Origin of the sequence: Nocardiopsis sp. NPDC006198 (genome assembly GCF_040613895.1) — a bacterium.
Classification (GTDB): domain Bacteria; phylum Actinomycetota; class Actinomycetes; order Streptosporangiales; family Streptosporangiaceae; genus Nocardiopsis; species Nocardiopsis tropica.
Map to the genome: position 1 here is coordinate 32,315 of NZ_JBEXSY010000052.1, position 14,734 is coordinate 47,048.

Below are 14,734 nucleotides of genomic sequence, written 5' to 3' on the forward strand. Positions count from 1 at the left end.
AGGGTTTCGTGTGTGTTACTAACTATTGATGTTTGATGGCGCGTTTGTGGTGTTATGTCCAGTTCGAGGGCTTGAATGTTGTTTCGTTCGGGATGCTCTGGAGTTTATTTCCGCAGGTCAACTGGTGTATTGGTAACTGTGGGGAGTCACTGGGAAGCTGTGTGTGTAAAGATTGACAAAACGGATGCATCCGGATGGTCGAATGGGCACCGTTGTCTTTTCTTGATGGAGTGGTTACCGTCGAGTGTCTAGTGCTCCCGCAGACTCTTGACATTCCGGTCACTGATCGTGAACCGGATGCAATTGTGTTTTGGTAGTCACCGGGAGTAACCCCCACCGGTGGTCGCAGGAACGTGAAGGCTCAACGGCGGTACCCGCCGCGCCCCTCCGATCCGTGACCCTCGGTGCTCTCAGTCACGACCGCGCACAAGGGACAAGCGTCGGGCTCGGCTGTGAGGTTCGGAGATAGTTTTGGGCAAGTTCCTGGCCAGGCGGCTGCTGAACTACGTCGTGCTGATCTTTCTCGCGACGAGTTTCGCCTACCTGCTCGCCGCAACCAACCTCTATCCGCGCGGCTATTTCGAGCAGATGCAGCCCCCGCCCACGGCCGAGGTCATCAACGCCCAGCTCGACACCCTCAACCTCAACGACGAGACGCCCCTGGCCGAGCGCTACGCGGTCTGGTTGGGCGGTGTGGTCCAGGGAGACTTCGGGCAGAGCATCCAGGGGCGTGACGTCACCCCCCAGATCTGGATGAAGGCCGGCGTCACGCTGCGCCTGATCACGTTCGCCACCGTCCTCGGCGCCGCCGTCGGCATCGCCGTCGGCGCCTACTCCGCCGTACGCCAGTACAGGCGCTTCGACAAGGCCTCCACGGCAGTCGCCTTCTTCGTGCTCTCCGTGCCCACGGTGGTCATCGCGATCAGCGTCCAGGTGGGCGCGACCGCCATCAACGACCTCGTCGGCTTCCAGCTGCTGATCTTCTCCGGCGAGTACTCGGCGGGCTTCCGGGGGGAGTGGTGGCAACTCCTGCTCAACCGGATACACCACGCGCTGCTGCCCACGATCGTGCTCGCCCTCTCCCTGTTCGCCGCCTTCGCGCGCTACCAGCGCAACATGATGCTCGACGTGCTCAACGCCGACTTCGTGCGCACGGCCATGGCCAAGGGGCTCACCCGCAGGAGAGCGCTGTTCAAGCACGCCCTGCGCACCGCGCTGATCCCCACGATCACCTACTTCACCTTCACCTTCGGGATCATGGTGTCCGGCGCGACCTTCACCGAGAAGATCTACGGCTGGCACGGCATGGGCGCCTGGCTGATCGACTCGATCTCCCAGCACGACGTCCACGTGGTCGCGGCGGTCTCCTTCTTCATGGCGGTGACGGTCATGGCCGCCTCGTTCCTCTCGGACATCCTCTACGCCTGGCTCGACCCGAGGGTGCGGGTGTGATCGTGACCGGCCCCCGCACCACCCACGGCGACGCCCGCGCGTCCCGCCCCTCGACCGCCCCGCACACCACCGCGGCAGCCCGGCTGGAGACCACGCCATGAGTACGACCGAAACGAGCACGGAGCCCGCACCGGCACCGGCCGTGCCCCCGGCGCCCAACCGCCTGAGGGACATCGGGCGCCAGCTCCTGGGGACACGGCGCGTCATCATCGGGCTCGGCATGCTCGTCCTGCTGCTGGCCGTCGCCTTCATCGGTCCCCTCCTGACCGGATGGGACGTGGGGGAGCGCGACTACACCTCCCTCATCGACCCGCCCTCGCCCGAGCACTGGATGGGCACCAACCGCACCGGCCAGGACGTCCTCACCCAGAGCACCGCGGGCCTGCAGAGGTCGCTGCTCATCGGACTCCTCGTCGCCCTGCTCTCGACGGCGGTCGCCGCCCTGGTCGGCTCCTTCGCCGGGTACTTCGGGGGCCTCACCGACCGCGGCCTCATGTGGATCGCCGACCTGGCCCTGGTCCTGCCCAGCTTCGTCGTCCTGGCGATCCTGTCCAAGCACTTCGTCGGCAACGGCGGCTGGCTGGTCCTCGTCATCCTGCTGGCCGCGTTCAGCTGGATGGTCACCTCCAAGATGGTCCGCGGACTGACCATCTCCCTGCGCGAACGCGAGTACATCCACGCCGCCCGGTACATGGGCGTCCCCCCGCACAAGATCATCCTGCGGCACATCCTGCCCAACATGTCGTCCCTGCTCATCGCGGACGCCACGATCGCCGTGAGCACGGCGATCATCGGCGAGACCGCACTGAGCTACTTCGGCCTGGGCGTGCAGGCACCGGACATCAGCCTCGGCGTGGTCATCGCCGACGGCTCCCGGTTCGCGACCACGGCGTGGTGGATGTTCATGTTCCCCACGCTCCTGCTGGTGGTCCTCGTGCTCGCGGTGAACATGATCGGGGACGGGCTGCGCGACGCCCTCGACCCGCAGTCCAAGTCGCGCCGCTCCTAGGGGGACAGCAACACATGAGCACCGAAACGGTCGCCGCCACCGACGTCGCCCGAGACGGGCGGACCGCGGACAGCCCGGTCCTGGAGGTCACCGACCTCACCGTCACCTTCCCGGGGTTCGACGGCAACCCCGACGTGCACGCCGTCCGCGGCGTCAGCTACGCCGTCAGGCGAGGCGAGGTCCTGGGCATCGTCGGCGAGTCCGGCTCCGGCAAGTCCGTCTCCTCGATGGCCGCCATGGGCCTGCTGCCCGAGCACGCGAGGATCACCGGCTCGGTCCTGCTGCACGGGGAGGAGATCCTCGGACTGGACGACCGGGCGATGGCCGCCAAACGCGGCAAGGTCATCTCCATGGTCTTCCAGGACCCGCTCTCCGGCCTCACCCCCGTCTACACCGTCGGCGACCAGCTGGCCGAGGCCGTCCTGGTCCACGACCCGAAGACCCCCAAGGCCAAGGCACACGATCGGGCCGTCGAACTCCTCGACCTCGTCGGCATCCCCAACGCGGCCCAGCGCTACCGGTCCTTCCCGCACGAGTTCTCCGGCGGCATGCGCCAGCGGGTCATGATCGCCATGGCCATGGCCAACAACCCCGACGTCATCATCTGCGACGAGCCCACGACCGCGCTCGACGTCACCATCCAGGCCCAGATCCTCGACCTGCTCCGCACCGCGCAGAACGAGACCGGCGCGGCCATCGTCATGATCACCCACGACCTGGGGGTGGTCGCGGGCTTCGTCGACCGCGTCCTGGTCATGTACGCGGGCCGCCCCGTCGAGATCGGCACCGTCGACGAGATCTACTACAGCAGCCGCATGCCCTACACCATGGGCCTGCTCGGCGCCGTCCCCCGCATGGACCTGGACCGCCAGGGCGCCCTCGTCCCCATCAAGGGCACCCCGCCGTCGCTGTCCCACCTGCCGCCCGGCTGCCCCTTCGCGCCGCGCTGCCCCATCGCCCAGCCCGAGTGCGAGGCCGCCGAGCCCGAGCTGCTCGCCATCGGCTCCCAGCCGAGCGCGGAGGCCATCCGGCTCGCCCACGCCGACGGCGGAACCGTGCCCGGGAGCACCGGGGTCCACGACACCGGCGTGCAGAGGGTGGCGTGCATCCGCTCCGGCGAGATCGCCGACCGGGGCTGGACCGCCCAGGACATCTACCCCGTCCCCGAGATCCCCGACGTCCCGGCCGCCGAGGTCCCCCGCGAGGACCGGCCCGAGATGCTGCGGGTCGAGGGCCTGGTCAAGCACCACGCGCTCAACAAGGGCATGGTGTTCAAGCGGCGCGTCGGCACGGTCTACGCGGTGGACGGCATCGACTTCGACATCCGCGAGGGCGAGACCCTCGCGCTCGTCGGCGAGTCCGGCTGCGGCAAGTCCACCACCCTCATGCAGATCATGGACCTGGAGAAGCCCCAGAGCGGCTCCGTCTCCGTCATGGGCAAGGACGTGACCACGCTCGGCAAGAGCGGGCGGTTCGCGCTGCGGCGCGACATGCAGATCGTCTTCCAGGACCCCATGAGCTCCCTGGACCCCCGCATGCCGGTGTTCGACATCATCGCCGAGCCCCTGCGGGCCCACCGGACCGGCACGGCCGAGGTCACCCGGCGAGTCTACGAGCTCATCCAGCTGGTCGGCCTCGACCCCGAGCACGCCACCCGCTTCCCCTCGGAGTTCTCCGGCGGCCAGCGCCAGCGCATCGGCATCGCCCGCGCCCTGGCGCTGGAGCCCAAGCTGCTGGTCCTCGACGAGCCCGTGTCCGCGCTCGACGTGTCCATCCAGGCCGGCGTCGTCAACCTCCTGGAGGAGCTCCAGGCCAGGCTGGGACTCTCCTACCTGTTCGTGGCGCACGACCTGTCCGTGGTGCGGCACATCGCCGACCGCGTGGCCGTCATGTACCTCGGCCGGATCGTGGAGATCGGCGACACCCGGTCCGTCTACTCCAGGCCCGCGCACCCCTACACCCAGGCGCTGCTGTCCGCCATCCCGATCCCCGACCCGGAGAAGGAGCGGGCCCGTACCCACATCGTCCTCGACGGAGACCTGCCCAGCCCCGCCAACCCGCCCTCGGGTTGCAGGTTCCGGACCAGGTGCCAGAAGTTCATCACCCTCTCCGACTCGGAGAAGGACACGTGCGTGAACGTCGAACCGCAGATCCTCCCCACCAACGGAGGAGACCAGGGCGCCGCCTGCCACTACGCGGAACGGCGCCAGGTCGTCTGACCCCCCCGGCCCTTCGAGGCACGGCCGGCGCCGCCCCGCGCGCCGGCAGAACCACCCCCATAGGAGGAATCCCCATGCGAATCGGGAAGGCGCGCTATCTCGCCCCCGTCGCCGCCCTGGTGATGGTCGCCAGCGCCTGCGGCAGCGATGACGGAAACGACCCGGACGCCGCGCAGGAGGAGGTCGCCGCGCTGCCCGCGTCCGACCTCAACGCCGCTCCGCGCGAGGACCTGCAGGAGGGCGGCACCTTCGTGTGGGCCCTCAGCGAGTACGAAGAACAGCACAACATGGTGCACGTCCAGGGCAACAAGGCCGAGGTGCGCCGTGTCCTTGGCTCCCTCATGCCGACCCCGACCCGGTTCGACGACGAGGGCGGCTTCGCCCCCAACGAGGCCTACGTCCTCGACTACGGGGTCAGCGACGACGGCCTGGAGGTCTCCTACACCCTCAACCCCGACGCGGTCTGGTCCAACGGCGAGCCCATCACCTGGGAGGACTACGAGGCCCAGGTCATCACCCGCAAGGGTGAGCGCGACGGCGAGTTCGAGGTCGGCTCCGACACCGGCTACAAGTGGATCGAGGACGTCGTCCAGGGCGAGGACGAGTACTCGTTCACCCTGGAGTTCTCCCGGCCCTACGCCGACTGGCCCGCCCTCTTCGACATCGTGTACCCCAAGGAGTACATGGAGGACGAGGAGCTCTTCCTGGAGGGCTACGACGGCGAGATCCCCGTCACGGCCGGCCCGTTCGCGGACCCCGAGTTCGACGACGTCACCCAGCGCATCACGGTGACGAAGAACGAGGACTGGTGGGGCGAGCCCGCCATGCTGGACGAGATCGTCTTCACCCACGTGGCGATCGACGGCCAGGCGACCGCGTTCAACAACGGTGAGATCGACGCCTTCTACCTCGGCTACGACGCCGCCGCGTGGGAGCTCCTGAAGGACCGCGAGGGCACCTACTTCACCCGCGCCGTCGACAACGCCCACCGGTTCATCTCGCTGAACGCCGGCAGCGAGATGCTCCAGGACAAGAACGTCCGCCAGGCCATCTCCATGGCCATCAACCGCGACACCATGGCCGAGGTGGCCCTGGGCGCCGTGGACTGGCCCATCACCGGCGAGGTCAACCGCCTGCTCCGCTCCAGCCAGAACGGCTACCAGGACAACAGCGACCCGGTCGGCACCTTCGACCCCGAGGCCGCGGCGGCGCTGCTCGACGAGGCCGGCTGGACCCTGGAGGAGGGCGCGGAGTTCCGCACCAACGAGGCGGGCGACACCCTGACCCTCGGCTGGGTGGCCTCCGAGAACATGCAGCTGGCCAAGGACGAGGGCGACATCGCCCGCGAGATGCTCGCCGAGATCGGCGTCGAGGTGGACGTCCAGAACGTTCCCGGCAACGCCCTGTTCTCGGACTACGTCATCCCGGGCAACTACGAGATGGCCAGCTTCGTCCTGACCGGCTCCAACCCCTACCCCACCGACACCGAGGGCAACTACAGCGGCCCGGTCGACGAGGCGGGGGAGGAGTGGGGCAACAACACCAGCTTCCACTCCACCCAGGAGATCAACGACCTCTACGAGGAGCTGGCCGGGGAGACCGACCCGGACCGCTACGCCGAGATCGCCAACCAGATCGACGCCGCCATCTGGGAGGAGGTCCTCACCATCCCGCTGTTCGAGCGTCCCGGCCAGTACGCCATGGACGAGAACCTGCGCAACTGGGGCGCCTACGGCGTCGCCGGCAACTACGTCTACGAGGACATCGGCTGGCTCGCCGAGTAGCCTCCGCGACGGCACCGCCCACGGCGGTCTGAGCGGTCGCTGCTCCGAGCGCCGAAGGTCATCGGGGCGCCGGCCTCCCACAGGGGGCCGGCGCCCTTCGCCGTGCCAAGCCGCGCACACGGGGCGGGCCGGGCGGCAAGCCCCGCGCGCAGGGGGAACCGGGCCCTGGGTTGGGTCTGCGAACCCCGCTGTGGCAGGGTCGGGGGTGCAACCCCCCGCCCCCCGTTACCCCGCTCGCTGGAAAGCTCTCGATGAGACCTCACCCCATCCCCGCCGCGGCTGCGGCGGTGCTGCTCTGCGCGGCCCTCGTCTCCTGTACGCGTCAGGAGGAGGAACCCCGGGACGCCGTCGAGCCCCCCGTCGGCGCGGCCGTCGAGCCGCAGACGGAGGAGGCCGACGAGTCGAGCCCCCCACCCTCGGAGGAACCCGGGGAGGAGGACCCGTTCGGCACCCCGGTGGGCTGGGCCTCCGAGCCCCTGGAACGCGACGGCGAGGACCACCCCGGCGTCACCGGCGGAGCGGGGGGCGAGACCGTCACCGCGTCCGACGCTGACGAGCTCTCCGACCACCTCTCCGACGAGGAGCCGCTCACCATCGAGGTCAGCGGACGCATCGACCTGGACGGGGCCGTCGAGGTCGGCTCCGACAAGACGCTCGTGGGCGTGGGGGACGGCGCCGAGCTCACCGGCGGGAGGCTGGTCGTCGACGGCTCCAGCAACGTCGTCCTCGCCAACCTGGCGCTGGAGTCGGACGGGACCGCGGTGGCGGTCGGCGGAGGGGCGCACCACGTGTGGGTGGACGGCTCCACCCTCACCGGGGGCGACGGCGGCGCCGCCCTGGTCACCGTCACCGGAGGCGCCGACAACGTCACCCTGTCCTGGAACCACTTCCGGGACGCGGAGTCGGCCATCAGCATCGGCGGCGAGGACGACGAGCCCGGCGCCCTCCGCGTGACCGTGCACCACAACTACTTCGACGGGACCTCCGGCCGGCACCCGAGCGCCCGGTCCGCCGAGCACGTGCACGTGTTCAACAACTACTACCGGGCCAACCCCGAGTACGGCGTGCGGTCCACCCACGACGCCAACGTGCTGGTGGAGGGCAACTACTTCGACGGAACCCCGGTCTCGGTGGCGCCCGAGGACGAGGAGCCGGGCAACGTCGTCACCCGCGACAACCTGCTGGTCGACTCGGCCCAGCCCGACCTGCGCGGCGCCGTCCCCGACCCGCCCTACACCTACGAGCTCGACGACACCGCGACGGTCCCCGACGTGGTGGCGGCGGGAGCGGGCGCCGACACCCCGTAGCCGCGGGCGGCCGGCGCCGGGCCCCGGGGCGGGGCAGGGCCGGGGCCTGATGCGCGTCCGCTCCCGGGGGCTCAGCTGAACGAGTGGTACTCGTAGCTCTCCGCGAAACCGCCGGCGGCCCGGTAGTCGAGTCTGCGCGGATATCCCTGCTCGTCGATCCACAGCTCGAACTCGGCGTTCGGCACGAGGGTGAGGGTGTTGACCCCGCTGTCCTTGTCGTAGCCGCCCACCTTGGCGGAGAAGGTCCCCGTGTAGAGGTAGGCGCTGTGGGTGCTCCGCTGGCCGGGCCACCGCAGGTCCACCTCCTCCAGGCCGACCAGGGCCAGGTCGGAGGAGGTTTCGAGGATCTCGTGCAGCTTGGCCGAGCCGAACCCCCGCGAACACAGGTAGCCGTCCGCCTCGCTCGGCGGATCCAGGAGCTTGAGCCCCCGGTCCGCCGTCATCATGAGCTGCCCGTCGCCCACGTCGTAGCGGTAGACGCTCTGTCCCTCCGTCGTGGTGAAGAAGTGGTCGAACTCCGGCTCGGCCGTGGCGTCGTACATGACGCGCCCGCGGCCGGAGGCCACGTTCGGGTACGCGGGCGCCGCCGGGACCGCCCCGGCGGCCGGCTGTCCGGCGGCACGCCGGGCGTCGTCGGCGGAACCCCCCGAGGCGGGCAGGACCCGGGGCGCCCGCCGCTCCTGGCCGGGCGCCCCGGACCCCTCACCGCCTTCTGGGCCGTCCGGGCGCTCCCGGCCCTCCGAGGCCTGCGAGCCCTCCGGCCCGGCGCTCCCGTCGTCGACGGTGAAGGTGATGTGGAAGGCGGCCGAGTCCTCCACCAGGCCCGCGGCCACCGCCACGTAGGACTCGGCGTCCTCCGGGTCGGCCTCCGAGGAGGGGGCGCCCGTCCGGGGCGGCCGCGACTCGGGACCGTCCGCGACCTCCAGGGGCCGCAGGGGGGAGCCCAGCGTGAGCCGGGCCACCCCCCAACCGCTGGCGATCACGGCGAGGCAGACCACGACCACGAGCACGGACACCAGCCAGTTGGGGCGCTCTCCCCCCTCCGGAGGCGGGTCCTCGGAGTCGGAGGTGCGCGGTATCGACGGCATCGACACGGCCTGGGCCTCGTTTCTGCGAATCGGAACGCGCCCGCCAGGGCACGGAGGGGGACGGCGGCGCATCTTCGTCAGCTGGCGTCGTCGGGTTGCGTCTGCGGGGGGTACGACGCGGTGACGCAGTGTTCTGTTCGATGGTCGCATGCACGTAATCGCTCCCCGCATCGGCGAACCGGAGCACCCAGTCCAGGTGCGGCGCCTCCAGAGCCGGCTCCAGGAAGCCGAAGGTGCGGGTCCGCGACAGCCTTCGCAGGGCCTCCTCCGACGCGTGCTCCCACAGCGCCCGGACCGCTACCCGGGCCGCGCCGGTCGCGGCGAAGGAACGGCTGGAGAAGAGTTCGTGCAGCTCATCGGCTTCCAAACGAAGAACGGTCGCTTCGAGTACCTCCGATTCCAGCAGTCCCAGGAGCGCCAGCGCACAGTCGACGCGAGCCACGGGGTCGGGAACGAGCGTGCCCCGCGAGCAGCGCAGGACGGCTTCGGCCGCGGCCACAGGATCCAGCGTCCAGTCACCGTCCGGTAGGCGTTCGTGGCCGATTGTGGCCTCGTCGTTATGGTCCGGCCCGAACGTTCCGCCGCTCCCGGGGAGCCCGTGGCGGCCGGTCCCGCTCGCACCGGGCTCTCCGCCGGAGCGACCGCCCGGAGGGGCCGCCTCCCCGGGCGGAGCCTCCGGGGCCCGGCCCAGGGCGGCGTGCACGGCGCCGCGGACCTCCGCGGGCAGTTCCCGAACCGGCGCCTGGACCGCGAGCGCCACCACGGCGGCCACCACGACCAGCAGGGCCGTGTACTCGATCACGGCGTTGCCCCGGTCCACGTCGGACCTCCTCTCTCCTGTCGGGGACGGTGGCGGGGGTACTGCGGGCGGCCCCCGGGGACTCGGCGGGAGGGGCGCGGGCGTCGGGCACCGCGCTCGGAGGGGCCACCCGGGTCTCAGGGCTCCGGGAGAGCCGTCAGCAGGGGAGGCCGTGCCGCGTAGGCGCGGATCTTCCGGCGGACGCGGCGCAGACGGTGCGGGGGACACGACCAGCCCCGGCGGACGAGCGTGTGCAGGAGGCGCCGCACCAGGCGGTCGGGGCGCCGCCGGAGGTCGTACACGCCGACGGAGACCACCTCCCAGCCCTCGACCCGCATCGCGGCGTAGCGGGCGCGGTCGCGGGCCAGGGACTCTCGCGAGGAGTGGAACTCCAGGCTGTCGTACTCCAGCGCCACCCCCGGGGAGGGCCGGCCGAGGTCGGCGTGGAGCAGGCCCTCCGCGGTGGCGACCGGACACTGGGGGACGGGAGGCGGCAGCCCCGCCTCCAGGAGCAGTACCCGTGCCCACGACTCGGCGGGGGACCGGCTCAGGGCACTGGAGCCGGCGCAGCCGCGGTTGCGTCCGGGGAGCGCGGGCCATCTCGTCGTCGGTGACCAGCCCCCGTGAGAGGAACCCGTCGATACGGGCCGTGGCCACGAAGACCGAGGGGGCGCGTGCGGCGACGTCGGCGGCGGTCCTCGCCGGGGTGGTGATCCGGACGCCCCCCACCACGGTGGTGTCGGCGGGCGGCAGGACCTCCCTGTGGGCGACGACCGGGGCCCGGCGGTGCTCACCCTCGGCGGTACCGACACGTGCAGCCGGGTGCGGGTGGGCCGGGCACCGCGCGGGTACAGGTCCACGCCCCACACGTAGGCGGCGGTGACGTCGGCGGCGACCGCCGTGGCGGACACCGTGTCGAGGACGGGGGCGAGTGTGCGGAGGAGGAGGGAGCGGTCGGGGAGGGCGACCCCACGGAGTGTCATACCTCCAGGCTGGACCGCGGCCGGAGGGGGGACAAGGGGGAGTTCGCGCCTGTGGACGGCCGCGCCGGACCGCCTCCGGCGGAGGCGGCGGCCCTACTGCATGTTCCCCTCACCCGCGGCCAGGTGGATGTGGTCGACGTGGTCCTGCGTGTTGTTCCCGGTGTCCTGGTGGAAGCGGCGCACGCTCTCCCAGGGCCCCACCGGGTCGAAGGCCGCGTTCCAGATGTGGTGGTCGTAGATGATGCCCTTGACGCGCAGCTCCCTGGCCCGCGGGATGATCCAGTTGATCACCGTCACAGCGGTCTGGTGCATCTGCGGGGTCGGCACCGCGCCCAGGTCCGACACCATCATGTAGTCGACCGCCTGGCCGGTGTGGTGGTCGCTCCCGGGCTCCGTGCGCCGTCCGCCCGCGGAGATGTAGAACCCGCCGAACTCCTCCTGGAGGCGGTTGTGCACCGCGCACATCGCGGGGTGGAGGGAGCCGAGCGAGGAGCAGTTCACCACGGCGCCGCCCCCGAAGTACGAGTCCGGGTCGAACCTGTACCGGCCCTCCTGGTCCACCAGGTGCACGGCGACCAGGCGTTTGGCCGACTCGACGTCGGTGACCGGTCCGCCGCCGCAGTCCATGACGCCGCCGTCCACGCCGCAGTCGTGGGGGACCCGGACGATCGCGATGGCCGAGGCGTTGCCGACCACGGTGTCGGTCTCGTCCTCGCTCCCGTCGCACACCACGTCGTTCCAGTGCCGGGACCCGTCCTCCTCCAGCTCCCTCTGGCAGACGGCGCCGCGCACCTCGACCCGCACGATGTTGCCGTACCTCCCGAGGCTGTTGTCGCTGGCGCGGATGTCGGTCAGGACGGCCCCGTTGGCCCGCGCGTACTCCTCGGCGCGTCCCTCGGCGACCTCCTCGTCGAACCACGGGTACGGGATGCCGCCCTCGACCATCTCCTGGGCGGCCTCGTCCTGCAGGGCGCCCACGGCGGCCAGCGCGGCGGCGTCGGCGGCCGTCTGGACCCGGGAGCGCGTGTCGTTGGCGGCGCCGACCCTGACGAACAGCAGGGTCAGGGCCAGCAGGGCCAGGGTGAGGCCGAAGAGCAGGAGGGTGTTGGCCTGCCCTTCGTCGTCGCGGCCCAGGAGGGGCCGGGGCCTCTTCCGGGCTGAGGAGGAGGGGAGGAGGGTCCGTCGCAGTCCCATGTGTTTTCCGTGGGTGGGGGCCTTCCCCGTGTGGGCGGGGAGCGGGGGCGGGTGTTCGAGGGGCCGGGAGCGCGTCGCGCGGGGCGTGCGTGCGAGCGCATCCGGACAGTTGCCCTGCCGGGCGCAGCTTATCCGGGCTTGTCCATGATCGGTAGTCGCCTGTGGACGGAACCGCGTTTCACGCGACGCCGGAGGGGGTTTTCGTCCTTTTGATGTCGCCCTGGGCGGTGGAGGCGTGACCACACCTGGCCATCGGCGCGGGAGTTCGTCCACACCCGCCTGTTGGCCCGTTTTGCGGCGCTTGGCCTGGTAAGAAAGGAAACGCGGACCGACCGTCCCGCCGTGCCGACGGGTGTGCCCGGGAGGGATGTGGGGGCCGCGCCGGGCTCGCGCGCGGGTTTTTGTCGTGTGTTCGGCCAGAATCGGATTCCACCCGGAAGGATGTACACCGTCCGGAAGCCGCATACGGGGAACTTTCCCAACCCTCACGGCAATCCACCCAAGAAATCCACGTGCCACATACAGGGCAACTAGAAGGCGAGAACATGAGCGCCCGAAAAGCGATGACGCCCGTCGAACAGGACGAATCCCTCCGCGGTCTGGGAGCGGACCTGCTGCGGACGGCCCCCGAGGACTGGGCCAAGTTCCGGCTCGTGTACTCGGGACTCGCCGACGCCGAGTCCGCCCACTTCGAGGTCATGTTCGACGGGGGCCGGAGCACCGGGTGGCTCCCGCCGCTGTCCGCACTGGAGGTCCTGCGGGAGGTTCGCTCCGGCATGTACACGCACGGGAAGGGCACCTGGTACACGGCCTACTTCGAGTACGACCGGACCGGCCGGTACCGGGTCCGGTACGACTACGACAACGAGCCCTGGTTCGACGAGCCCCGGGACGCCGCCGACTACATGCTCGACCTGGAGTACTTCCCCCGCGACGACGAGCACCTCCCCGACTGGCTCATGGAGAGACTCGAGGGGGAACGGGTGCCCGACACGTCGGAGGCCTCGTCGCCCTGGAGCGTGTTCCGGAGCGCGCGCGTCACGCGGGAGACCAGGATCGCTCCCGGCGACATGTCGCCCGAGGAGATGATGGACACCGTCCAGGAGATCGTCGACCGCACGATCGAGTCCGTGTGGGGCGAGTGGAGCGAGATCGTCGTCGACTACAAGGGGCTCGTCGGGGTCTCCTCGGCCAGGGTCAGCGTGCGCACACCGGACGGCGGGACGGAGTGGGACCTCCTCCTGCCGGAGGCCGGCCGCCTGCTCGGCCGCCTGAGGACGGGCATGTACCAGCCGGGCAAGGGGACGTGGTTCACCGCCCGCATCACGATCCAGGAGTCCCGGGAGATCGGGGTCCACTTCGACCACCAGAACCCGCCGGAGTTCGACGTGGAACCCGACCCCCGCAGCTACCACCAGGACATGCGGTACTTCCCCCGCAGCGCCGACCACCTCCCCGACTGGCTCCTGGACCACCTGAGCGCCGCTCAGCGCCTGCTCCGCGCCGACGCGCAGGAGTAGCCGCGGCGTCCGCGGACGGGCCCTGCCGGGACCCGCCCGCGGACACCGTGCTCCGGTGGCGGCCGCGGCCCGCCGGGACGCCGCCGCGCGTCAGCGCAGACGCCGGCTGACCGAGCCCCACAGGTGCACGTCGGCGACGGTGACCTTGAGGTCGCCCGATCCCACCGGCGTCACTGTCACCGAACGCAGGTACGGGCCACGGCTCCAGCGGCGCGCCGTGTGCCCGGGAACCTCCTCGGCCCTCACCCGGCCCATCGCGTCCGCGGGCCCCGCCAGGAGCCGCAGCTGCCACGTGACCCGCAGAGGGGACGCGTCGCCGTACTCCTCGCCCCGGAGCAGCGGCAGGGTCCCCACGAGGCGACAGCCCCCGGGGACGGAGGCCGTCCCCGGCCGACTCCGCGGACCCTCGGCGTGCAGGGGGAAGCGCCGGCCCACGTCGGTGCCGCGCACCACCTCCACCGCGTACTCGGCACCCTCCGGCAACGGGCCGTCCAGGTGCGCCTCGAACCGCAGACGCCTTCCGTGGAGCCCCGTCGGACGCACCCGTACCTCGCCCACCTCCAGGGACGGCGCGGACGGGGACGTCAGCAGCCCCAGGCGGTCGTTGACCGTGTAGTAGGGCCGCACCCGTACCCCGCCCCCGTGCGGGGACTCCACCCGCTGCGCCGGGTACTCGATGATCTTCTTGTAGCCGGCCACCCCGGACAGGTGACGCCCCAGGGTGCACTCGGCGCCGTCGGACAGCACCAGCCGCATCTCCCACTTCTGCGACATCCCCTCCCGACCGCGCACCACCGCCTCCGGGTCGATCACCGCGGTGAAGAGGCCGTCGGCGGCCACCGGGGCCGAGAACTCCCGCGGGGCCTGCGGCGCCTCGCGGAGCCGCACGGCGAGTCTGGCCCCGCCGTCCGGCCCGCCCCGGCCCAGGACCCGCCCCCGCACGGTGATCAGCCCGTCGGCGACCTCCACGCGCTCCACCTCCGCGTGGCGGGCGGAGCGGCGCACGTGCAGCACCAGACGGCCCTTGCCGGAACGGGCGGGGACCACCAGGGCGAGCCGGTCGACGCCGTCGGCGGCCAGCGGGTAGCCGTGCTGGTGGATCTCGACGTCCTCGACGGGGCTCACCCGGCCCCCGTCGACCCGGCACACCTCCCACGTGCGCGCCGCCAGGCGGTCCCGCTCGGCGTCCACCACCACCTCGCCCCCCGGGCCGGGGGTCAGCGCGACCCGCTGTCCCGGGCGCACCAGCACCACTTCGTCGGGAGGATCCGTGAACGAGAGCACGGCCGGGCCGTCGCCCCCCGCACGCACAACCGCGCCGACGACCAGCACCTTGGCGTTCTTCAGGCGCTTCTGCCCGTCCATGCCCACGTCGGGGA

General features: G+C 71.2%; 10 protein-coding genes and 1 pseudogene. 7 read left to right on the top strand and 4 right to left on the bottom strand.

The window, feature by feature from the left end; all coding sequences use genetic code 11:
* Positions 1-471 precede the first annotated feature (471 nt).
* The 5 genes from ABZ234_RS26280 (at position 472) to ABZ234_RS26300 (ending at position 7,771) form a co-directional block, all read left to right on the top strand.
* On the top strand, positions 472-1,452 hold the full coding sequence (locus tag ABZ234_RS26280; protein ID WP_267946156.1) for an ABC transporter permease: 981 nt from the start codon (positions 472-474) through the stop codon (positions 1,450-1,452).
* Positions 1,453-1,549: 97 nt separating this feature from the next.
* A complete protein-coding gene (locus ABZ234_RS26285; protein ID WP_267946155.1) occupies positions 1,550-2,461 on the top strand; it encodes an ABC transporter permease in 912 nt (303 codons plus the stop codon).
* Positions 2,462-2,475: 14 nt separating this feature from the next.
* On the top strand, positions 2,476-4,680 hold the full coding sequence (locus tag ABZ234_RS26290) for an ABC transporter ATP-binding protein (RefSeq protein WP_355013798.1): 2,205 nt from the start codon (positions 2,476-2,478) through the stop codon (positions 4,678-4,680).
* Positions 4,681-4,754: 74 nt separating this feature from the next.
* On the top strand, positions 4,755-6,464 hold the full coding sequence (locus ABZ234_RS26295) for an ABC transporter family substrate-binding protein (protein WP_355013799.1): 1,710 nt from the start codon (positions 4,755-4,757) through the stop codon (positions 6,462-6,464).
* A 251-nt stretch (positions 6,465-6,715) separates the two neighbouring features.
* Positions 6,716-7,771, top strand: a complete 1,056-nt coding sequence (locus tag ABZ234_RS26300; RefSeq protein WP_355013800.1) for a right-handed parallel beta-helix repeat-containing protein — start codon at positions 6,716-6,718, stop codon at positions 7,769-7,771.
* A 71-nt stretch (positions 7,772-7,842) separates the two neighbouring features.
* Here ABZ234_RS26300 and ABZ234_RS26305 read toward each other — a convergent pair whose 3' ends face one another.
* A complete protein-coding gene (locus ABZ234_RS26305; protein WP_355013801.1) occupies positions 7,843-8,859 on the bottom strand; it encodes a hypothetical protein in 1,017 nt (338 codons plus the stop codon).
* Positions 8,860-9,133: 274 nt separating this feature from the next.
* On the opposite strand from ABZ234_RS26305, the gene ABZ234_RS26310 reads away from it, so the two are divergent.
* A complete protein-coding gene (locus tag ABZ234_RS26310) occupies positions 9,134-9,388 on the top strand; it encodes a hypothetical protein (RefSeq protein WP_353002627.1) in 255 nt (84 codons plus the stop codon).
* A 407-nt stretch (positions 9,389-9,795) separates the two neighbouring features.
* Here the strand turns inward: ABZ234_RS26310 and ABZ234_RS26315 are convergent, their stop codons facing one another.
* Together ABZ234_RS26315 and ABZ234_RS26320 are read right to left on the bottom strand one after the other, a co-directional pair.
* Positions 9,796-10,641 carry a hypothetical protein gene (locus tag ABZ234_RS26315; RefSeq protein WP_355013802.1) on the bottom strand — a complete coding sequence of 282 codons (846 nt, stop codon included), beginning with the start codon at positions 10,639-10,641 and terminating at the stop codon, positions 9,796-9,798.
* Positions 10,642-10,734: 93 nt separating this feature from the next.
* Positions 10,735-11,835 carry a pilus assembly protein TadG-related protein gene (locus tag ABZ234_RS26320; RefSeq protein ID WP_267946149.1) on the bottom strand — a complete coding sequence of 367 codons (1,101 nt, stop codon included), beginning with the start codon at positions 11,833-11,835 and terminating at the stop codon, positions 10,735-10,737.
* A gap of 545 nt (positions 11,836-12,380) precedes the next feature.
* Here ABZ234_RS26320 and ABZ234_RS26325 point away from each other — a divergent pair.
* Positions 12,381-13,355, top strand: coding sequence for a hypothetical protein (locus tag ABZ234_RS26325; RefSeq protein ID WP_267946148.1), 975 nt, complete (start codon positions 12,381-12,383; stop codon positions 13,353-13,355).
* A gap of 90 nt (positions 13,356-13,445) precedes the next feature.
* Here the strand turns inward: ABZ234_RS26325 and ABZ234_RS26330 are convergent.
* Positions 13,446-14,734, bottom strand: a pseudogene (locus ABZ234_RS26330) (glycosyltransferase family 4 protein); the annotation flags it as partial.

Coding starts and splice junctions, on each gene's coding strand:
- ABZ234_RS26300 (WP_355013800.1), top strand. CDS start 6,716: ATGAGACCTCACCCCATCCCCGCCGCGGCTGCGGCGGTGCTGCTCTGC.
- ABZ234_RS26320 (WP_267946149.1), bottom strand. CDS start 11,835: ATGGGACTGCGACGGACCCTCCTCCCCTCCTCCTCAGCCCGGAAGAGG.
- ABZ234_RS26305 (WP_355013801.1), bottom strand. CDS start 8,859: ATGCCGTCGATACCGCGCACCTCCGACTCCGAGGACCCGCCTCCGGAG.
- ABZ234_RS26325 (WP_267946148.1), top strand. CDS start 12,381: ATGAGCGCCCGAAAAGCGATGACGCCCGTCGAACAGGACGAATCCCTC.
- ABZ234_RS26315 (WP_355013802.1), bottom strand. CDS start 10,641: ATGACACTCCGTGGGGTCGCCCTCCCCGACCGCTCCCTCCTCCTCCGC.
- ABZ234_RS26290 (WP_355013798.1), top strand. CDS start 2,476: ATGAGCACCGAAACGGTCGCCGCCACCGACGTCGCCCGAGACGGGCGG.
- ABZ234_RS26285 (WP_267946155.1), top strand. CDS start 1,550: ATGAGTACGACCGAAACGAGCACGGAGCCCGCACCGGCACCGGCCGTG.
- ABZ234_RS26295 (WP_355013799.1), top strand. CDS start 4,755: ATGCGAATCGGGAAGGCGCGCTATCTCGCCCCCGTCGCCGCCCTGGTG.